The following is a 21,957-nucleotide window of genomic DNA, read 5'->3' on the forward strand; positions in this document are numbered from 1 at the left end:
TTTCGAGAAACGAGAAATCACACTTGTAATTATACAAAGATTGGAGACTCTTGTCACGGAGTTTTTTGTATGATTTCTCGTTTCTCGAAATAACAAAATTACGCGTGATAATTGGTGTAATTAGTGATAAAAAAAAGATTATGAAAAGAATTGGAATTTTAGGACTTGGCGGTGTTGGCGGCTATTTTGGCGGACTTTTAGCAAATGCGTATTATAAGTCAGATGATGTTGAAGTGATTTTTATTGCGCGAGGCGAAACTCAAAGAGCGATTGCCGAAAACGGATTAAAAATTGTAACCGATGATTCTGAAACAATTGTTTTTCCTAGTATAGTTTCTAATAATCCTGACGAAATAGGCGAATTAGACTATTTAATTTGTGCAACTAAAACTTATGATATTGAAGAAAGTTTATCGTCTTTGAAAAAAACGGTTAAGAATGAAACAGTGATTTTACCTTTATACAATGGTGTTGATGCACAGGAAAGAATCCAAAAAATATTTCCCGAAAACGAAGTTTTACAAGGTTGTGTATACATTATTTCGATGATCTTTTCACCAGGAACAATTCGAAAAATTGGCTTTTACGAAAAGTTATTTTTTGGTTCTAAAACCGCACCATTTTCAAAATTAGAAGAGTTACAAAACATCTTCAAAAAAGCAAAAATAGAAAGTTACTTGGTTGCAAATATTGAAGAAACAGTTTGGGAGAAGTTTATTTTTATTTCGGCATTAGCCTCTGTAACTTCTTATTTAAATCAGAATATTGGCGAAATATTGCATCATTTAGAATCTAAAGTAATTTATATTGAACTGCTCCATGAAATCGAAGATGTGGCGCAGGCAAAAGGGTTAAAACTGCCTGAAGATATCGTTGCGCAAACCATCATAAAATTAGAGAAGTCTCCCAAAGAAGCAACATCATCTATGCATAGAGATTTACTAGCAGGCAAAAATACCGAAGCAGTTTCGCTTACACAATTTGTTGTGAATGAAGGAAGAAAGTACGGTGTAAAAACACCAGTTTATGAAAAGATTGCCGCAGTTTTAATTAAATAATTTTTGCGATTATCTGTAAGAAAATAATTTACTTTTTTAAGTTGTAGTATGTTTTTAATATTATTTTTGTCGAAACCAATTTAAAAACAACCAATGAAGAAAAACTACCTATTTCTATTACTTTCTGTTCTTTTTATAAACGTGATCAATGCGCAAGACGATGCACCAATTGCAGTAGTAAAACATCAATTTAAAATAAATTTATTACTGCCTGGATTTGTTTATGAGCACGGTTTCGGTTCTAAAAATACCTTATATTCTGAAGCAAGTTTAGGTTTAGGGTTTCAAGCTAATTCAAGCAATTCCAATTTTGCAATTTATCCTAATATTAATGAACAGTTTCGTCATTATTATAATCTTGAAAAAAGAGCAGAAAAAGGAAAAAGAACAGCAAGAAATTCAGGAAATTATTTAGCAGCAAATGCAGTTTACAGTTTTGGTTCGATATCTACAAATAATGACTATAGAGAAGCTTCTTCTTCGTTTACACTTGGCGCCCTTTGGGGATTACAGCGTACTTATAAAGGAAGGTTTAATCTAGAATTTAATGCTGGACCAGGAGTGAATTTTGATGAATATGATACCGAATTTGTTCCAATTATAAATTTTACTTTGGGCTGGGTAATTGGAAAATAAAGCTCGTTTAAAATAGAAAAACCTTGATTCGTCAAGGTTTTTCTATCTTAAATTCTAAACCAATACTTCGAACACTTTCAATGCTGATTTTTGGATCTGAATTAAAATACTTTCTAAGCCTGCTGATAAAAACATCCATACTGCGTCCCGAGAAATAATCGTCTTTTTTCCAAACAGACATTAAAATTTGTTCTCTTTTTAATAACTGATTATGGTTCAGATACAAATATTCAATAAGCGAAGCTTCTTTCTCTGTGAGCTGCTGAACGTGATTTCTATTATTTAGAGTTAAACGCTCGTTATCAAAAATATATGAACCTATTACAATTGTATTATTTCCGTCTAAACTTCTCTTTTGTTCGATTCTCTTTAGTATATTCTGCAAACGCAGAACCAGTTCGTCGACTTCAAAAGGTTTCGCTATATAATCGTCGGCACCTAGTTTTAATCCAATGATTTTGTCTTCTTGCAGCTTTCTTGCTGTTAGAAAAATAAATGGAGTTTCGGGATTGATTGTAATCATTTTTTCGGCCAATGAAAATCCGTCCAATTTGGGCATCATGACATCCAAAATACAAATATCGAAAGTCTGGTTTTTAAAGTGATCTAAAGCTATTTCTCCATTTTCTGCCCAGGTTACTTCAAATTGATGAAGCTCTAAATATTGTTTTAAAATTGCTGCAAAGTCAAAATCGTCTTCAGCCAAAAGTAATTTTTTCAAAATAAGGTAATTAAACTTTTAATAAAATAGTAAACTGAGTTCCTTTTCCTAAATCGCTAATAACGTTAACAGAACCCTGATGCGCTTTTACGATTTGATCAACATAATATAATCCTAGACCCAAACCTTTTGTATTGTGAAGATTTCCTTGTTCTACACGATAAAATTTATCAAAAAGAAGTGATTGTTTGTTTTTTGCAATTCCAATTCCGTCATCTTCAAAACATATAGAAAACTGATTTTCTATAATTTTTGTTTTCACTGTAATTGTGTTCGATCCATATTTTACGGCATTTTCTAAAACATTTAAAAAAGCGGTTGTTAAATGAAATTTATCCAGAACTAAAATCGTTTTCTGAGTTTGGAAATCAGTTTTAAGATTGATTTTTGGAAAGGCAATTTTAAAATCATCAACAATTATCTGCAGGAAATTTTCAGTTTCAATTTTTTCCTTTTGCAGTTCGATTTCATTTTCGGCCAAAGAATTTGCCATAACTTGATCAATCAAACTTTGAAGACGATTGTTCTGACGTGAAATTGTATTGACAATTGAATTGAAATTTTCGTCGTTGTCACGAATGCTTTTCTGCTCTAAAATTTTGGTCGAAATGCCCAATGTTGCCAAAGGAGTTTTAAGCTCATGTGTGATATTATTGATAAAATCTGTTTTTACATCACTTACCTTTTTTTGCTTAATTAAAGCTTTAAGTGCGATTACAAAAAGCGAAATGAGTGTAAGAATTGATAATAATGACAAGGCAAGAATAAAAGTCATTCGTTTTAAAATAATCAATTCCCAATCGATAACCGAAACATACATTGAATCTTCGGTAAGTAATTTATAGTCTTGATTTTTAAAAATTCCGTTTGTAGTTCTAACATAATTTCGAACTAAAAAAGCGTTATTCAGCGAATTTAGGTTTCCGTATAATTTATTTTGTATAAAAGGCTTTTCAGAGAAAACTGTATCTCTTTTTTTAGCGTTTTTGTAAAGAATAAATTTGTTTAGAACAATAGCAAAGTCAATTTTGAAATTGGGTAAATCTCTTTCGAATTTTTGTCGAATTTTTTGCGTTAACGCATCATTAGACTCGCTTTCTAGAATGCCTTTTTTAATATCAATTTTAGATTTTTTGCCTTTAATATATTGTTCCGATAAATTCTTGTAAAGCGCTTCTTTTTTAGAAACTAAAGCGGCGTCAATATCGCTGTAATTATTTGTAATTGCTGCAATTTCATTCTTAATCTGCGTATGAAACTGAGCCACTTTATAATCGTAAGCAGTTTTTACCAAATAACATTGTACGGTCGACAAAACAAGTAATGCGACAACTGAAAGTGTTATTAATAAATTGATTCTTTGTTTCATAAACGTAAAAATTCATTTCAAAAATAGTGCTTTTACAAGATATTCCAGACATTAACTCCGCATTAACCTTCAATTAACCTTCGCAACTCTTTTTTAGAAGCATTTTTGCATCATCTCAAAACAAAAAAACTTTTTATGCCATTAAAACTCCTTTTAGCACTTTTACTTTTTGTTCTTTCGTTTATTGCAAATGCACAAAATGAAATTCCAAAAGACTCGATTTCAAATCAATTAAACGAAGTTGTTATCAATCAGAATAAAAAGATTTTTACAAACTCGAACGGAAATATAAAAGTTGACGTTGCGAATTCTATTTACAATTCAATTCCAAATACAGGCGATTTGCCGGCGAAATAACCAACCTTTTTAGTGAGTCCAGATAAAGAAAATATTACGGTTGTGGGCAAAGGAAGTCCGCTGATTTATATTGGCAATCAAAAAGCAGGAATGAATGATTTGAATGCTTTGGCTTAAGTCAATGTTAAAATTCAAAATCCATCTGCAAAATACAAAGCCGAAGGAAGATTTGTGATTTTGATTACAAGAAAATTTAGTAAAAAAGACAGCTTTAGAACCAATATTTCTGAAACAGCATTTTTTAAAAAACAGTTTAATAATTACTTTGGATTTAATTCCAGCTTTAAAAAGAAAAAGCCTTGAAACTTCAAGGCTTTTATATTGTAAAAGGAAAGCTATCCTTCGTCTTCTTCCGTAATTTTTATTGGAGTATCACCCGGTAATTCCTCATCGTCATCTGTTGAATTTAATTCGAAGAAACTAAAGAACGAACCTCCGTAACTTTTTTGAAATGAAAAATTACTTAAATGATCTAGTTTAGTGTATTTAGAATGTTCGATAATCATCATGCCATCGTCGTGAAGCAAATCTCTTTCGAAAACCGTTAAAACAATTTTTTCAAAAGTGTTTTGATCTAATCCATAAGGAGGATCGGCAAAAATAATATCGTATGATGTTTTGCAGTTCTCCAGAAATTTAAAAACATCGCTTTTGGTAGCAGCAATGTCAAAATCGTATTCTGATGAAACTTGTTTAATAAATTTGACGCATCCAAAATCACCATCAATAGAGGTAATTGGTGCGCTTCCGCGTGATGCAAATTCGTAGCTGATATTTCCGGTTCCCGAAAATAAATCTAAAACCTTTAAGCCGTCAAAACTAAAATGATTATTCAAAACATTAAATAATGCTTCTTTACTCATATCAGTCGTAGGTCTTACAGGAAGGTTTTTTGGCGGAAAAATGCGGCGTCCTTTGTATTTTCCTGAAATAATTCTCATGATTGAAATAAGATATAATGTTTTTGATTCTGAGCAGTTGTATAATTGTTTTTTTCTTGTAATGCACTCACGTCTAAGAAAGATACATTACGAATATATTTGTATGCAATCGCATAAAATGGATCGTTTTGGTTTATTGTGCCTAACAATTCCAGTTGAAAAATCTCCGGATTTAAATTGGTTTGTTCAGCTGTAAAAAGCAAGTAATAAATAAAATCTTCTGGAGTTTGATATTCAAAAGAGTTAAATAATAATAGTTTTTGATTTTGAACTACGATAATCTCAAAATGATTTGGATTAAAGTTTACCACCATTTTTTTCTCATCATTATTTCTTGAACCTTCAAGAATTTTTTCGACTAGAATACTATTTACGTGTTTGTACTCAAAAGACCCTACATTATCAATTAGAAAATTATTGATATTTATGTACGGGATATAAACCGAGTTCATTTCGTAATTTGAGATTTTATCGAAAGTAAAAAAATCAGATTCAAATACTTTTGTACTGTACTGTAAGTAACTGCCTAGATAATTTTCATCAAATAAAGCAGTTGGTACAAAAGTCGAAAGATTATTGTTGTGAATGACTAGAATATCGTCGTAGGTTTCTTTTAATTCAGGATAATTTTTAAATGAAGCTGAAAATAAGTCCTCGATTTTATTTTGTTTTTGAGTAGTATCAAATTGAACTTCGTTAAATGAAGTAATGGTATTATTTAAAGTATCAAAACAGCAAAATGAAAATCCATTCAGTGAAACCTGAATCGAAAGTTTTTTATAATTTTTGGAAATAATGTTAGTGTTTTGTAATGACATATTGATTTACAATTCGTTACCTGTTTTACAAGAAAGAATTTAAGGCGACTACAAACTTACAAATTAAAAAGGAACAATTATAATTGCAATTTCAAAAAACAATTTCAAAAACATTTTAAAGTAAGGTTAAGTTTTCTTTATCATATAAGTGAGATCAAGATTTGAGCTTAGAGTATGTTTGTTTTAATTTTAAAGATCATTTGAGTAATGTCTACAATAAAAGGTTAAGATGTTTGCGTAATCTTAAGTTTACTTACATTGCTTATATGGTTTCAAATTATTGCCATTGCCATTAAAAAAAGCGACCTTTGTATTTCAAATTTTCTCTATGAATTCAGCATTGTTTTACGGCATTTTACAAAAAAGATTTCCATTTGCACCGACATACAAACAGGATATTTTTTTTCAAAAAATAGCTATTTTTTTAACCGAACCAGTTAACGATACCATTTTTGTACTAAAAGGATATGCGGGAACCGGAAAAACAACGGTGATTTCGACTATTGTAAATAATCTTGGAGATATTAATAAAAAGTTTGTTTTGCTTGCACCAACTGGACGCGCGGCAAAAGTAATTGCTAATTATTCGAACACGCCAGCTTTTACGATTCATAAAAAAATATATTTTCCTAAAAAGTCATCGGGCGGAGGAGTTGCTTTTACAAAACAACTCAACAAGCATAAAAATACGGTTTTTATAGTCGATGAGGCTTCGATGATTTCAGACAGTACTTTAGACAGCGGTTCGCTTTTGGATGATTTGATTAATTATGTTTATTCTGGTACGAATTGCAAAATGATTCTTTTAGGAGATACAGCACAGCTTCCGCCAGTAAATTTAGATATAAGTCCAGCGTTAGATATTCAAACACTTGGAATACATTACGATAAAGAAATTGAGCATATTGAACTAGATGAGGTAATGCGTCAGGAAGAAAGCTCGGGAATTTTGTTCAACGCAACTGAATTACGTGAGTTGTTGAAGGAAAGTTTTATTACAGAGTTTAGATTCAATGTAAAAAAGTTTAAGGATATCGTGCGTCTTACAGATGGTTATGATATTCAAGATGCAATAAATACCGCATATAGCAATTATAGTATTGAAGATACTGCTTTTATTGTGCGATCTAATAAAAGAGCCAATCAATACAATGAACAAATTCGAACCCGGATTTTGTTTAAAGAAAGTGAACTTTCTGTAGGTGATTTTTTGATGGTAGTTAAGAATAATTATTTCTGGCTTAAAGAAACAGATGAAGCTGGATTTATTGCGAATGGTGATATTATTGAGGTTCTGGAAATGTTTGGAATCAAGGAACTGTACGGATTTACTTTTGCAAGGGTAAAAATAAGAATGGTCGATTATCCAGATCAAAAGCCTTTTGAAACGGTGTTGCTTTTGGATACTATAAAAAGTGAATCTCCGTCATTGACTTATGAAGAATCGAATCGTTTGTATGAAGAGGTGATGAAAGATTACGAAGATGAAACGACTAAGTATAAGAGATTTCAAAGAGTAAAAGAAAACGAATATTTCAATGCTTTGCAGGTAAAATTTTCTTACGCTATAACGTGTCATAAATCACAGGGAGGACAATGGAATACGGTTTTTATAGAACAGCCCTATTTGCCAAATGGCATCGACCGTGATTACATAAGATGGCTCTATACCGCTATGACACGTGCCAAAAATAAGTTATATTTGATAGGATTTAAAGACGAGAGTTTTGAGGAATAAAAACACTAATTTCACAAATTAGCACGAATTTTTTTAGACAAAGATTAGTGTAAATCTGTGTAATTTGTGTTTGTAATATTTTAAAAGATGACAACACTAAACGACTTACATTCGATTTCATCAACGTTTTCGAATACTGATAAAATGCCGGTTTTATTTTTAGGACATGGAAGTCCTATGAATGCAATTGAAGAAAATCAGTTTGTGACGGGTTTTCGCAACTTGGCTAAGACATTACCGCAGCCCAATGCTATTTTATGTGTTTCGGCACATTGGTTTACTAAAGGAACCAAAGTTACTTCGATGCAAATGCCAAGAACGATTCATGATTTTGGAGGTTTTCCGCAAGCATTATTTGATGTACAATATCCAGCAAAAGGAAGCCCTGAATTAGCATTAGAAACTAAAAGGATTTTAGATCCTATTGAGGTAGATTTAGATGAACATTGGGGGTTAGATCACGGCGCTTGGAGTGTAATAAAGCACTTATATCCAGAAGCGAATGTTCCCGTAATTCAGTTGAGTATTGATTACACTAAATCAGGTCAATTTCATTTTGAATTGGCGCAAAAACTACAATCACTGCGTCGTAAAGGAGTTTTAATTATAGGAAGCGGTAATATTGTACATAATCTTAGAATGGTAGATTTTAGAAACTTTGATAAAGATAATTACGGTTACGATTGGGCAATTGAAGCTCGAGAAACGGTAAATAATTATTTATTAGATGGGAATTTTCAGCCGTTAATAGATTTCGAAAAAATGAACAAAGCTGTTCAATTGGCAGTTCCAACGCCAGAACATTATTTACCTTTGTTATACACTTTAGGATTAAAAGAAAAATCAGAAGAACTGAGTTTGTTTAATGATAAACTTTTGGCAGGTTCATTGAGTATGACCTCAGTTAAAATTATTTAAAAATTGTGTAGAAATTTTACCGCAAAGCACGCAAAGTTATTTTGTTTGGGATTACGCTTATAAAGTGTAAAAGTTCGCAAAGCTTTATCAATATAGCTTTGCGAACTTTTGTGTTTGATATAACCTTGCGAATAAAACAACTTTGCGTGCTTTGCGGTAAAATGCGTTTCGCAGATCAGGTTACAAAGTAGTCTATTTTTCTAAATTATAAGCATATAAATATCCATCAGCGCTCCCAAAATAAATAGTGTTATTATTTACAAAAGGAGAAGAAAGGATTGAACCTAATTTGTAAAACTGATCCATTACTTTTTTGTTGTTATCATAATAAGACAAATCTTCGTTTTGACCAGCATATCCAAAATCTAAAAGATCATTTTTCAAAATAGAATTGGCGTATTGTTTACGATTATCAGTGCTTATAGTATTTGATTTTTTTCCGTCAGAAAGTAAATCCAGTGAGAAGAAATTTCCAGTGAAATCACCAAAATAAATCGTATTTCCTGCTATTACAGGCGAGTTATAAACATAGCCATTTGTCTTGAATCGGTATTTTTCAGCGCCGGTTTTTGCGTCAAGTGCCAATAAAACATAGGTATCAGAAGTTCCTACATAAATAGTTCCATTTGTAATGACAGCAGTGCTTAGAATCCAAGAATTTTCAGCATCGTATTTCCAGATTAATTTTCCTGTTTCGGCATCAAGTGAAAAAAAGTGAGGATCACGTGCTCCAAAATATACTTTTCCGTCAGAAACCGTTACAGATGATTGTATTCCTTTAAAGCCTATTTTCGTAGAAGTTGCAAAACGCCATATTTCTTTTCCTGTTTCGGCATTCAGAGCATATAAAACAGCATCCCAGCCGCCAATGAAGATTTTGTTTTTATCTATAACAGGAGTTCCATGAACGGGACCATTAGTTTTAAATTTCCAGTTTACATCTCCGGTTTTCGTATTAAGCGAATAGACGTTTCCGTCGCTGCTTCCAAAAATTACTTGAGCTGTTTTTTTATTTTGATATACGACTGGTGATGATAGGTAAAAACTCCATAAGTCATCCATGTATTGTGTTTCAGGTTTCATTCCTCCTCCGCCTTTTTCTCCCATCCAGTGTTCTCCGCCTGTTTTAAATTTCCAAATTTGTTTTCCTGTTTTAGTATTTACCGCGTAATAATTGCCGTCAAAACTTCCAAAGAAAACAGTATCTTCAAAAATACTTGGTGAGCTGTGAATAGCGCCATCTGTTTTGAATTTCCATTTTAGATTTCCAGATTTTTCTTCAATTGCATATAAATTGCCATCTTCGCTGCCGATATAAACAATGCCGCTTTTGGTAATGGGCGAGGAGAAGATTTTACCTTCGGTTTTAAATTTCCATTTTAAAGTTGTCGGCGGCTGATAACCATTGCCGTCAAAAATGTGATTTGCAAATGCGTTTAATGGAACAGCATTATTTTTTTGGCTTAAAGCCGAATTAATAAAAGTTAAATTCAATAAAAACAGAACCAGAATGGAGGATTTTCTCATACTTTTTTTTCGGATAAATATACTTTATTTTTTAAAACATTGGCAGTCAGTTTTATAACGATCTGTGGTGATTATGTTTTTTATCTTAGGTTTGAATAGTTACATTTGTTTTACATAAAAAAGATTTACAATGAAAATAATAGCGGTAATTCCGGCACGATATGCTTCGACACGTTTTCCTGCAAAGCTTATGCAGGATTTAGGAGGTAAAACAGTAATTTTAAGAACCTATGAAGCTGCAGTTTCGACAAAGCTGTTTGATGATGTTTTTGTGGTAACTGATTCTGATTTGATATTTGATGAAATCGTTTCTCATGGCGGAAAAGCAATTATGAGCATCAAAGAACATGAGTCTGGAAGTGACCGAATTGCAGAAGCTGTTGCCAATCTAGATGTCGATATTGTTGTAAATGTACAAGGTGATGAGCCTTTTACAGAAGCTGCGCCATTAGAGCAGGTTTTGTCTGTATTTAAAAATGATGCTGATAAGAAAATTGATTTGGCTTCGTTAATGCGTGAAATTACAGATGAAGATGAAATCAATAACTCAAATAATGTAAAAGTGGTGGTAGATCAATCGCAATTTGCATTGTATTTTTCTAGATCAGTAATTCCGTACCCAAGAGATAAAGATGTTGGAGTTCGTTATTTTCAGCATATCGGAATTTACGCATTTAGAAAGCAAGCGTTACTAGACTTTTACAGTCTTCCTATGAAATCTTTAGAAGCTTCTGAGAAGTTGGAGCAATTACGCTATTTAGAATTCGGAAAACGCATTAAAATGGTTGAAACAACACATGTTGGAATTGGGATAGATACGGCAGAAGATTTAGAAAGAGCCAGAGCGATGTTGCGTGATATTTAATTACCCTTAGTTTGAACTCTGATTAAACAGATTTGTTTTTGCGAAAGCGAAGATTAAAAACGGATTTTAATAATTTAATATGCGCGTTTTTTGTCATTTCGACGAAGGAGAAATCTTCGTAAGAAACTCCATACAGTTAATCTCCAATCTTTGTTGAGCTGCTTGTGAAGATTTCTCCTTCGTCGAAATGACATACTCGGCGGTTACTTTGAATAAAGAATATCTTTATCGATTTACAAGTGCGATTTCTCCTTACGTCGAAATGACAAACTTTATGGTTACTTTGTTTAAAACAAAAAAAGCTCCAAATACTTGGAGCTTTTTTTTATCTAAAACATTCTAAAATTCTTAGTATAAACTAGGATATTTAGAAGGATTAACTTCGTTCATCATGCTGTATACTTTCTCAAAAATATCTTCGGCAGAAGGTTTAGAGAAATAATCGCCATCAGTTCCGTAAGCAGGTCTGTGTGCTTTTGCCGCAAGTGTTTGTGGTTTGCTGTCAAGATAATTGTAAGCGTCTTGCTCTTCTAAAATTTGTTGCAGGATAAAAGCTGAAGCTCCGCCTGGAACATCTTCGTCGATTATTAATAGACGGTTTGTTTTAGCGATACTTTTTACAATGTCTTTGTTTATATCAAACGGAAGTAAAGATTGAATGTCAATTACTTCACAGTCAATTCCTAAGTCTAATAATTCTGTTGCAACTTGTTGTACCAACCTTAAAGTTGATCCGTAAGAAACTAAAGTAATATCAGAACCTTCTTTTAGTGTTTCAACAACACCAATAGGAGTTTTGAATTCACCAAAATTTAAAGGTGTTTTTTCTTTTAAACGGTAACCATTAAGACACTCAATTACTAAAGCTGGTTCGTCGCACTCTAAAAGAGTATTGTAGAATCCTGCAGCTTGAGTCATGTCTCTTGGAACTAAAACGTGAATTCCACGAATCGCATTAATAATCATTCCCATAGGAGAACCAGAATGCCAGATACCTTCTAAACGATGTCCGCGGGTTCTGATGATTAATGGTGCTTTTTGTTTTCCAACCGTTCTATATTGTAATGTAGCCAAATCATCACTCATGATTTGTATAGCATATAATAGATAATCTAAATACTGAATTTCAGCAATTGGACGTAAACCTCTTAAAGCCATACCAATTCCTTGTCCAAGGATAGTAGCTTCGCGAATTCCGACATCGGCAACACGAAGTTCTCCGTATTTTTCCTGCATTCCTTCAAGACCTTGGTTAACATCACCGATGTTTCCAACATCTTCACCAAAAATCAAAGTTTCTGGATATTTAGAGAATAATGCGTCGAAATTATCACGTAGAATCATTCGGCCGTCAGAATCTGGTTTTGCATTTTCTCCATATTCAGGTAAAACTTTTTTTACTGAATATACATTTTGCTCAGATTCAGAATGTAAATTACTGCTGAATTTTTCTTGAGTAACTGCGATATAATTAGTAATCCAGTTTGATAAAAGCATTTTGCTGTTTGGTACTTCAACAAAGCGAAGAATCTTTCTGGCAAAAACTAAAATTTCCTTTTTTAGAGGTGCTTTTATTGCACTTAATTCTGAAATGTATTTTTTAATTCTGTCTTTATGGTTGATACTTGCTTCTGCAATTTGTTCCAATAAAGCCAAAAGATTTTTTTGATCTTCAATAATTGGGTTGATGAAAGAATTCCAAGCTTCTTTTTTGGCTTCTAGAACTTCTTTTTTCAATTCAAAATCAATTTCTGCTAGTTCTTCTGGAGATGCAATATTGATCGCAATCATCCATAAACGCATCTGACGAATACAATCGAAATCTCTTTCCCAAGCTAATCGTTCACTATTTTTATAACGTTCATGAGAACCTGATGTAGAGTGTCCTTGTGGCTGAGTTAATTCGTTAACGTGAATTAAAACTGGAATATGTTCTTCACGAGCAATAGCGCCGGCTCTTTCGTATGTAGAAACTAATTCAGCATAATCCCAGCCTTTTACTCTAAAAATTTCATATCCTTTAGAATCTTCATCACGTTGATATCCTTTTAAGATTTCAGAGATGTTTTCTTTTGTAGTTTGATGTCTTGCATGAACAGAAATACCATATTCATCATCCCAAACACTCATTACCATAGGAACTTGTAATACTCCTGCAGCATTTATGGTTTCAAAAAATAAACCTTCAGATGTACTTGCATTTCCAATAGTTCCCCAAGCTACTTCATTTCCATTTACCGAGAAATTGTCTTTGATAGTAATACCGTCAACGTTTCTGTAAATTTTTGAAGCTTGCGCTAATCCCAATAATCTTGGCATTTGTCCAGCTGTAGGTGATATGTCTGAGCTTGAGTTTTTTTGTTTAGTCAGGTTTTTCCAAGATCCGTCTTCATTTAAACTGTGCGTAACAAAATGTCCGCCCATTTGTCTTCCTGCAGACATTGGATCAAAATTTAAATCAGTATGACCATATAAACCAGCAAAAAACTGTTGTGGAGTTAATTCTCCAATGGCCATCATAAAAGTTTGATCGCGGTAATAACCAGAACGGAAATCTCCATTTTTAAAGGCTTTTGCCATTGCTAGCTGCGGTACTTCTTTTCCGTCGCCAAAAATTCCAAATTTGGCTTTTCCTGTTAAAACTTCCTTACGACCTAAAAGGCTACATTCACGACTTGTAACTGCAATTCTGTAGTCGTTCAATACTTCAGTTTTGAAATCTTCAAACGTTAAAGTAGTATTGCTTTTTTCTTTTATCATAATCTTGTGGGTCATGTTGAGACTGCGAAATTACTTAAAAACAATTAATAATCATAATTCTTTAAAATAAATATAATTTAATTATTTGTATTTAAATTCAAAAAACTACGTATTTTATTTATGTTATTTTTATTGTTTTCGTTATTTTAATGATAATTATTTATGTTTTTGTTTAAAATTAATTCAATTAAAACCATTTTCGGGTGAAAAGATTAACTAATGTTTTTGGCGAGAAGGTAATTATGAATCGAATTTTTTCATTGTATTTATTTTGGGTGATTTCCCAGCCATTATTAGAATAAACTGGGAAATATAATTCAAAATAGTCTGGAACTAAATTTAACCGAATACCGCTGTCATAAGCAAAATATTCGCTTTGATGTTTGTTTTTCAACAAACCTATATCACCATAAACTTCAATCCAATTCCAGATTGCATAGCTGGCATTTAGAGTTGTCATCCATTGGTTAGCATATGCGGGGGCAAGTTTAGACTTAAAACCTCCTTCGGCCATAACATACTGCTGACTGAAAAATCCTGTGGTTTCTGATCTTCCGAAAAAGTTATAGTCAAAAAGATAATCTGTAGGTCTGTCTAAACCAAAACTAAAATAATCTGAATTTGTTGTGTTGTAAAGGAAAGTTCCCGCGTATAACCTTAAATTTAATTTATGATTGTTTTCAAATAAACGTCTGTATTCTACCTCTCCGGAAAGTTTTCCAAAATCTCCTGAAAACTGAATATCATTCATATAACTAAAATGATTAATCAGTTCTGTTTTTGTATTAGAATATCTAGCATTAAAAATAGAGTAGTTTGGTTTAGAATTGTCTGTAATGTAAGTACTCGCTTCTCGATTTACAATTACTTGTCTAAACATAAAGAGTTGTTTTCTATTATCTCTAAAATTTTCTTCACGAATTCTAAATTGAACCATTGGATTCAAACGCAAATAAGTGGCGTCTGGTGCGTAATGATAATAGTTTTGACTAATGGAATAACGAATATTGTACAAGGTGCTGTGACGATAATTTTCGCTCCAAACAAAAGCTGATGATCCTGAGAGAGTTCCGGCTTTAATTGAATAGGCAGGAGTAATATCAAATGTAAACGGTTTGTCCAGAATGGTTTTATTATGAAAACGCATTCCGGGCGTAAAACCATCGTATAAGTTGTACGATAGCGTAGGTATATATAAGATCTGATTGTAGTAAGGATCTTCCAGATCTTTTGCAAAATTAAATTTTATCGGACGATTGGTAATGGCAAGCGTTTTTAACGACTTCCAGTTGTTTCTCTGGTTAAACTCAGGAACTTCATTGTCGTAGTTTATAACGATTTTGTCTGCATTTTTACGATCAAAATGATAAACAGAATCATTTTCTAGAGGTTCAATCCATTGTTTAAAAACAACTTCATTCTTCTTAAGTCCAAAAATAGGAATTGGAGCATAAATGCCAGTTCTGTTTTTAACCGAAAAAGCGATGCTGTCTGCTGTTCTAGAAACACTCGAAAATTTGTAATCAATTATATCACGAGAATCGATAATTGTTTTAAAAAACCAATCGATTTTTTTAGGGCTTTTATTAATTAGTATTTTTTCAAAATCATATCGGTTAGTTTGTTCTTGTTTATTCAGATTGTAAAATTCCTGTACGCTTTCTGGTACAATATTATGGTTTAAATAATCATCTAAATAACTTAAACTTAGACCAGCTCTGTATTTACTCGCAATTTGTTCGTTAAACTTTATTAAAGTGTTTTTGGGATCTCCAAGAGGTTGATCCAGATTTTTACGAGCCATCAGCATATAATAATAGCTGTATTGCTCATTAAAAGTTAAATTGGTGATGTTGTAGCTGTTAAAGAGTTTCATTTTAGAAAGCTTGCCCAGCATTTTTTGATCCAAATGATTCTCTTCCATGTATTTTATCATGGCGTAAATCTGAATTCCATCAAAAATCCAGTTGTCTTTTCTAGGATCAAGACGAAGACTGTTTTTTAGATAATTGTTGAGGTATGTTTTGAAAAAAGTAATTTCGAACATAAACTCATCTGTAAACGGACTTATAAAGGAAGGAAGCTGATTGAGTCCGTAAAACGGATTTCGATTGTAATCAGCCTGCGAAACAGTGATTTTTTCATGTGGATATTTCCCGATGAACTCGTTAGCAAAAGCAGTAACTCTATTGATTACAATTGCTTTTTGAGTTTCGCTGATTTTTTTATTGCTTAAATCTGAAAGAACTTCCAAAGAACCATTGCTGTAACTTTTAAAATTATTTTGTTTTTCGATTATTAAATTAAAATCTATTCTATTATTTCCAGAATACGAATACGTACTGAATAGAGGATTTGAAGCATCTTTTGAAATCGAATTTAAATCGGTAGTAATCGAGTAGTTGGCAGGTACTTTTATCTCAACTTGATAATCTGTAACGGCATTTGCGATGTCATCGAGGTTGAAATTATTATATTTTGTAAAACGATGATTTTCAAATCGAGCAGGGCTTAGGAACCAGTTTTTTAAGTTCATTCCGCCATTTTGATCAAAACCGTAATGTGTAAATTTGTCGCTCGGAATTTTAGCAATATAGGTAATATGAAGATCAATTTGTTCTCCTGGACGCAGCTTTCGGTTTAATCTGACCACAATAAAATCAGGATTCTTTGCGGTTCGTTCCCATTCAAGCGCCATAAAATCAGTATCAGTCAGGTTTAAAATGGTTGTATTTCCCCTTTCTGTTGTTTTAGCCACGTGAAAACCTCTATAAAATTCATCCGAAAAACGTTTGGCAAGCGGAGTGTTTTTGTCTGAAAATGCATTGTTCCAGTCATTCAAAACTATCGAAACTAAAGTATCGTTAGAAGTATTGCGATACGTAATATCCTGCTTGATATTTAGTGTTTTAAGTTCAAGATTTACCGCAACTTCCATCTTAGATTGATGTTGGCCGTATTGTTTTACTGAACTGAATAAAACAAAAATAAGGATTATAATTTTAGATAATGATTTCAAGAATTTGGCGTAAAATTTTGGACTGTATCTTTAATGTACGTGTGTTCTGTTATTTTGGTTTTATGTAAAAATAGCATAAAAAAAGCTGTTTTAAAAAACAGCTTCTCTTTTTTATAATAATATAGAATTCAAACATTAGAAGTTTGGACTCAAATCGTATTTCTTGTAGAATTTATCTAAAACGTCAACAACTTCATCTTCAGTGTCTACGATTTTAAATAAGTTCAAATCTTCAGGGCTTACAGTATGCATTTTTTCAACCAAAACAGTTTTTACCCAGTCGATCAAACCAGACCAAAATTCAACTCCAACTAGAATAATTGGGAACTTTCCAATTTTTTTAGTCTGAATTAAGGTAATTGCTTCAAACATTTCATCCAAAGTTCCAAAACCTCCCGGCATAACCACAAAACCTTGTGAATATTTTACGAACATAACTTTTCTCACAAAGAAATAGTCGAAATTCAGGTTTTTGTCGTGGTCGATATACGGGTTAAAATGCTGCTCAAAAGGCAATTCGATGTTTAAACCAACCGAAGTTCCGCCGCCTAAATGCGCGCCTTTGTTTCCGGCTTCCATAATTCCAGGTCCTCCGCCTGTAATTACGCCATAACCGGCCTTACTGATTTTATAAGCAATTTTCTCAGCCAATAAATAATATTTGTCATCTGGTTTTGTTCTCGCAGAACCAAAAATAGATACGCACGGACCAATACGTCCCATGCTTTCGTAACCGTTTACAAATTCGGCCATGATTTTAAAAATCGCCCAGCTGTCATTTGTTCTAATTTCATTCCACGTTTTTTGTTTTAAACGGTCTTGAATTACTTTGTCCTCATCATTATCAAAATCTTCTAATCTCATTTTAGGTATTTTAATTTATTATTCTATTTGTTTTTTTGCACGGGCAAAGGAAGGAGCTCGCTCCTGCTGTCCGCTATATTCCCGATAAACAAAAACTACGGCTAAAAAGCCTTGTTTTTCTAAATTGGGAGATGCCGCTCCCATCAGGGCTAGGGCAGTTGGTTTCAAATAAACAGTTAGTTTAATTGGAACATCTTTCTTCAAATACTTGAAATTTTGAAAAAAAGCGGTTACTAAATTAACTCTTTTTTTTAGAATTGTTACAAAAATGGAAGTTTATAATCTAAATCAAGTATAATAAAAATATTGATTTTTTGTTTTTAGTTCATTATCAAAGAATTAAAATTATATGAACTTTAAGCGTGAAACAACTGAAAAGTAAAAAAGAGTTTATTGATTGCTGCTTTTAATTCAAATCTTTAATGGTTAGCGTTCTGTAAGTGTTGCAATACGTATTTTTGGGTTCGTTGTTTCTAGTTCCTGGAGTCAATATTTGATCAAATGACGATACTAGGCGATCAATCTCATTTTTTATAATGCTGTTTGGAGCTATACAATTAGCTTTAACAATCTTTCCTTCAGGATTAATAGAAAATCGTGGACTAAAAATGATTTCGCCTCTCAGATTCTGTTCACTAATGGTTTTAAGTGAAATATTCTGTATAATATATTCGTTTAGTTTTTCATACAAACAGTTATTGATTTCCCAGTTTGTTTGAAGATTTTCGCAGCCTTTTGCAATCGGTAATTGGTCAACGACAAGGAACGTGTTTGCTTTTATTATGATATTTTTATTTTCTTTGGCAAATAGTTGAATACTGATTTTTCCATGCTTGTCTGCTTCTGAAAGTGCTAATTTATCTAAAGGATATTTTTTAAAAACTTCAATAACTTTTCTATCTAATTCTTTATTTCCTGTATTGATGTGAAAATTAGTGGGTTTCTTTTTTTTATTTATTTCAAAAGTTAATCGAATGGTATAGTTAAATTTACTATTTGAAATGTTTTTGAATAAGTAAGAAGATTTAATTGTAGAGAAATCAATCTTCTTTAAAAGGTTAGATTCTAAGTAAATCTTAAAGTAATTCGCTAAATCACTATTTTCACTGGGTTTCGCTAAAGCTTGAAATATATTATTTTCATTTGCATATTCCTCTTCAATTTCTTGTTTTGTGAAATAAGGATTATCAGTTTGTGTTTGTTGAATATTATTGATTCGTTCACGAACAACTTTGTTAAGACTGTCTTTTTTTGTTTGTGAAGTGCCAGTGGATGAGAATAATATTATTGCAATGAATAATAAAATTGATTTCATATTCTATGTTTTTAAAACTAAAATATAAAATAATTAGTATTAAAATATAACAATAGTAAGAATCTTTGTCAAAGTTTCAAACTTTGACAAAGATTCATTTTTTACTCTAACTCTTTTTTCAAAAACTTAGCCGTATAACTTTTTTTATTTTTTGCCACTTCTTCTGGAGTTCCTTTAGCTACTAATTGCCCGCCGCCTTTTCCTCCTTCAGGACCAATATCAATAATGTAATCTGCAAGTTTAATAACGTCCATATTGTGTTCGATTACTAGAATCGTATTTCCTTTATCGACCAATTTATTGATAACGTCCATCAAAACACGAATATCTTCAAAGTGTAAACCAGTTGTAGGTTCGTCTAGAATATAAAAAGTATTTCCGGTATCTTTTTTAGATAGTTCTCCAGCTAATTTAATACGTTGTGCTTCACCGCCTGAAAGCGTTGTGCTTTGCTGTCCAAGTGTGATATATCCTAAACCAACATCTTGAATTGTTTTCACTTTTCTGTAAATCTTCGGAATGTTTTCAAAGAACGGAACGGCTTCATCAACTGTCATATCCAAAATATCCGAAATAGATTTTCCTTTATATCTGATTTCAAGAGTTTCTCTATTAAAACGTTTACCTTGGCAAGTTTCGCATTCTACATAAACATCTGGTAAAAAGTTCATTTCGATAGTTCTTACACCAGAACCTTCGCAGGTTTCACAACGTCCGCCTTTTACGTTAAAGCTAAAACGTCCTGCTTTGTAACCACGTATCATACTTTCAGAAGTCATAGTAAACAAGTTTCTGATTTCTGTAAAAACCTCAGTGTAAGTGGCTGGATTTGAACGCGGCGTTCTTCCAATCGGACTTTGGTCAATATCGATAACTTTATCAATATGTTCTAAGCCTTCAATCTTTTTATAAGGTTGTGGTTTTTTTACGCCATTAAAATAATAAGCGTTCAAAATAGGATAAAGCGTCTCATTTATTAAAGTCGATTTTCCGCTTCCTGAAACTCCTGTAACGCAAGTTAATTGACCTAAAGGTATTTCTATCGAAACATTTTTTAGGTTATTTCCTGTAGCTCCAGTCAGTTTTAAAAACTTTCCGTTTCCTTCGCGACGTTTTTTCGGAATTTCTAGTTTCATTTTACCATTCAAATATTGAGCAGTAATAGTGTTAGAAGCCAAAGTTTCTTTCGGAGTTCCTATGCTGATGATTTCGCCGCCGTATTTTCCTGCTTTAGGACCAATATCAATAACATAATCAGCGGTTTCGATCATGTCTTTATCATGTTCTACTACAATAACGGAGTTTCCAATATCGCGTAATTGTTCTAGAGATTTGATCAGTTTTTCATTGTCTCTTTGGTGTAAACCAATACTTGGTTCGTCCAAAATATATAAAACGCCAACCAATTGTGAACCAATTTGTGTTGCTAATCGAATACGCTGTGCTTCACCGCCTGAAAGTGATTTTGAACTTCGGCTTAAAGCCAAATAATTTAAACCAACATTCATCAAGAAGTTTAAACGATCTTTGATTTCTTTGACAACTTCAGAAGCTATTAAAAGCTGTTTTTCAGATAAATGACTGTTTAAGTCTTGAAACCAAGCCGTTAAATCAGAAATGTCCATATTACATAATTCTGTAATATTTTTTTCATTGACTCTAAAAAACTGTGCTTCTTTTTTTAAACGTGAGCCTTCGCAAACTGGACAGTTTATTTCGTCCATAAAATCTTTTGCCCAACGTTTTATGCTGGTCGTTGCGCTTTCGTCATATTGATTTTTTATGAAGTTTGAAATTCCTTCAAAATCAATTTTATAATCTCGCGTAACGCCAAGGTCTTTTGAGTTTATTGTAAATTTATCTTTTCCGCCATAAAGAATCATTGTCATAGCTTCTTCAGGAATTTTTTCGATTGGATCGGTGATTTTAAATCCAAATTTTTCTCCGATGGTTTCTAATTGTTTAAAGATCCAAGAAGATTTATATTCGCCAAGCGGAGCAAAACCACCGCTTTTAATAGATAATTTCGGATTTGGAATAATCTTTTTAACGTTGATTTCATGAACAGTCCCCAATCCGTTACAATGCGGACAAGCACCTTTTGGAGAGTTAAATGAAAATAAATTCGGTTCTGGATTTTGATAGGAAATTCCTGTTGTCGGACACATTAAATTCCTGCTGAAATAACGAACTTCATTAGAATCTTGATCTAAGATCATCAATACGTTTTCGCCATGATGCATGGCAGTATTAATACTTTCAGCTAATCGTTTCTGATTGTCTTCCGTATTTTCGATAACCATTCTGTCTACAACAATTTCAATATCGTGCGTTTTGTAACGATCTAATTTCATTCCAGAAACTAAATCTTGCACTTCGCCATTTACACGAACTTTCAAGAATCCTTGTTTGGTAATTTGCTGGAATAATTCAGCATAATGTCCTTTTCTAGCTCTAATAATTGGTGCGAGAATATTGATTCGTTTTCCGTTAAAATCCTGAATAATCAAGTCTTTAATTTGTTCATCAGAATAAGAAACCATTTTCTCGCCAGTGTTGTAACTGTATGCGTCAGCACCACGAGCATAAAGAAGTCTAAGAAAATCGTATATTTCAGTAATAGTCCCAACGGTTGAACGCGGACTTTTACTGGTTGTTTTTTGTTCAATTGCAATAACTGGCGAAAGTCCGTCAATTTTATCTACATCTGGGCGTTCTAATCCACCAAGAAATTGACGGGCATAAGCCGAAAAAGTTTCGACATAACGACGTTGTCCTTCGGCATAAATGGTATCAAATGCCAAAGAAGATTTTCCCGAACCAGAAAGGCCTGTTATAACAACAAGTTTTTCACGCGGAATAGAAATATCGATATTTTTTAGATTATGAACTCTTGCACCAAGAACTTCAATAGTGTTGTCTTTATCTAGCATAATTTTGAGCAAAACGCAAAGTTACCACTTTGATTCGTTCTTTTTGTACTAGACTGCAAAACTTTATGTTGCAATTAGTAACAAAAAAACGCCAGTGTAAACTAGCGCTTTATAATTC

General features: G+C 32.5%; 17 protein-coding genes. 6 read left to right on the forward strand and 11 right to left on the reverse strand.

Annotated features, from left to right (window positions below; genetic code table 11):
- Positions 1–140: 140 nt before the first annotated feature.
- Both B0A75_RS11270 and B0A75_RS11275 read left to right on the forward strand, forming a co-directional pair.
- On the forward strand, positions 141–1,058 hold the full coding sequence (locus B0A75_RS11270; RefSeq protein ID WP_244284385.1) for a ketopantoate reductase family protein: 918 nt from the start codon (positions 141–143) through the stop codon (positions 1,056–1,058).
- 93 nt (positions 1,059–1,151) lie between these two features.
- On the forward strand, positions 1,152–1,694 hold the full coding sequence (locus B0A75_RS11275) for a hypothetical protein (RefSeq protein ID WP_089054378.1): 543 nt from the start codon (positions 1,152–1,154) through the stop codon (positions 1,692–1,694).
- Positions 1,695–1,725: 31 nt separating this feature from the next.
- On the opposite strand, the gene B0A75_RS11280 is transcribed toward B0A75_RS11275, so the two are convergent.
- Both B0A75_RS11280 and B0A75_RS11285 read right to left on the reverse strand, forming a co-directional pair.
- Positions 1,726–2,415 carry a response regulator transcription factor gene (locus B0A75_RS11280; RefSeq protein ID WP_089054379.1) on the reverse strand — a complete coding sequence of 230 codons (690 nt, stop codon included), beginning with the start codon at positions 2,413–2,415 and terminating at the stop codon, positions 1,726–1,728.
- A 10-nt stretch (positions 2,416–2,425) separates the two neighbouring features.
- Positions 2,426–3,784 carry a sensor histidine kinase gene (locus tag B0A75_RS11285; RefSeq protein WP_089054380.1) on the reverse strand — a complete coding sequence of 453 codons (1,359 nt, stop codon included), beginning with the start codon at positions 3,782–3,784 and terminating at the stop codon, positions 2,426–2,428.
- A gap of 135 nt (positions 3,785–3,919) precedes the next feature.
- Here B0A75_RS11285 and B0A75_RS20700 point away from each other — a divergent pair, with 135 nt between their 5' ends.
- On the forward strand, positions 3,920–4,141 hold the full coding sequence (locus B0A75_RS20700) for a hypothetical protein (protein ID WP_244284386.1): 222 nt from the start codon (positions 3,920–3,922) through the stop codon (positions 4,139–4,141).
- A 335-nt stretch (positions 4,142–4,476) separates the two neighbouring features.
- On the opposite strand, the gene B0A75_RS11295 is transcribed toward B0A75_RS20700, so the two are convergent.
- Together B0A75_RS11295 and B0A75_RS11300 are read right to left on the reverse strand one after the other, a co-directional pair.
- Complete coding sequence (locus tag B0A75_RS11295; protein ID WP_089054381.1) at positions 4,477–5,082, reverse strand: RsmD family RNA methyltransferase; 606 nt, start codon at positions 5,080–5,082, stop codon at positions 4,477–4,479.
- The gene (locus B0A75_RS11300) at positions 5,079–5,900 is read right to left on the reverse strand and encodes a DUF3822 family protein (protein ID WP_089054382.1); all 822 of its coding nucleotides are present in this window, start codon (positions 5,898–5,900) and stop codon (positions 5,079–5,081) included. The genes B0A75_RS11295 and B0A75_RS11300 overlap by 4 nt, the downstream gene beginning before the upstream one ends.
- A gap of 328 nt (positions 5,901–6,228) precedes the next feature.
- Here B0A75_RS11300 and B0A75_RS11305 point away from each other — a divergent pair, with 328 nt between their 5' ends.
- Together B0A75_RS11305 and ygiD are read left to right on the forward strand one after the other, a co-directional pair.
- Complete coding sequence (locus B0A75_RS11305) at positions 6,229–7,638, forward strand: ATP-dependent DNA helicase (protein ID WP_089054383.1); 1,410 nt, start codon at positions 6,229–6,231, stop codon at positions 7,636–7,638.
- 87 nt (positions 7,639–7,725) lie between these two features.
- Positions 7,726–8,556, forward strand: coding sequence for a 4,5-DOPA-extradiol-dioxygenase (gene ygiD / locus B0A75_RS11310; RefSeq protein WP_089054384.1), 831 nt, complete (start codon positions 7,726–7,728; stop codon positions 8,554–8,556).
- A 192-nt stretch (positions 8,557–8,748) separates the two neighbouring features.
- On the opposite strand, the gene B0A75_RS11315 is transcribed toward ygiD, so the two are convergent.
- Complete coding sequence (locus B0A75_RS11315; protein ID WP_089054385.1) at positions 8,749–10,083, reverse strand: beta-alanine-activating enzyme beta-propeller domain-containing protein; 1,335 nt, start codon at positions 10,081–10,083, stop codon at positions 8,749–8,751.
- A 130-nt stretch (positions 10,084–10,213) separates the two neighbouring features.
- Between B0A75_RS11315 and kdsB the strand changes: the two genes are divergently transcribed.
- Complete coding sequence (gene kdsB / locus B0A75_RS11320) at positions 10,214–10,948, forward strand: 3-deoxy-manno-octulosonate cytidylyltransferase (RefSeq protein ID WP_089054386.1); 735 nt, start codon at positions 10,214–10,216, stop codon at positions 10,946–10,948.
- Between the two features lie 348 nt (positions 10,949–11,296).
- Here the strand turns inward: kdsB and B0A75_RS11325 are convergent, their stop codons facing one another.
- From B0A75_RS11325 to uvrA, 6 genes are all read right to left on the reverse strand, one after another.
- Positions 11,297–13,708: an alpha-ketoacid dehydrogenase subunit alpha/beta gene (locus B0A75_RS11325; protein ID WP_089054387.1), complete on the reverse strand. Its 2,412-nt coding sequence runs from the start codon at positions 13,706–13,708 to the stop codon at positions 11,297–11,299.
- Positions 13,709–13,895: 187 nt separating this feature from the next.
- Positions 13,896–16,646, reverse strand: a complete 2,751-nt coding sequence (locus B0A75_RS11330) for a gluzincin family metallopeptidase (protein WP_089054388.1) — start codon at positions 16,644–16,646, stop codon at positions 13,896–13,898.
- Positions 16,647–16,862: 216 nt separating this feature from the next.
- Positions 16,863–17,591, reverse strand: coding sequence for an LOG family protein (locus tag B0A75_RS11335; RefSeq protein ID WP_089054389.1), 729 nt, complete (start codon positions 17,589–17,591; stop codon positions 16,863–16,865).
- 18 nt (positions 17,592–17,609) lie between these two features.
- Positions 17,610–17,795 carry a hypothetical protein gene (locus B0A75_RS11340; protein ID WP_089054390.1) on the reverse strand — a complete coding sequence of 62 codons (186 nt, stop codon included), beginning with the start codon at positions 17,793–17,795 and terminating at the stop codon, positions 17,610–17,612.
- A gap of 202 nt (positions 17,796–17,997) precedes the next feature.
- The gene (locus B0A75_RS11345) at positions 17,998–18,906 is read right to left on the reverse strand and encodes a hypothetical protein (RefSeq protein WP_089054391.1); all 909 of its coding nucleotides are present in this window, start codon (positions 18,904–18,906) and stop codon (positions 17,998–18,000) included.
- Between the two features lie 101 nt (positions 18,907–19,007).
- Positions 19,008–21,839 (reverse strand): excinuclease ABC subunit UvrA, encoded by a 2,832-nt coding sequence (gene uvrA, locus B0A75_RS11350; RefSeq protein WP_089054392.1) that lies wholly within the window; start codon positions 21,837–21,839, stop codon positions 19,008–19,010.
- Between the last annotated feature and the right edge of the window lie 118 nt (positions 21,840–21,957).

Origin of the sequence: Flavobacterium oncorhynchi, assembly GCF_002217355.1 — a bacterium.
Taxonomy (GTDB): domain Bacteria; phylum Bacteroidota; class Bacteroidia; order Flavobacteriales; family Flavobacteriaceae; genus Flavobacterium; species Flavobacterium oncorhynchi.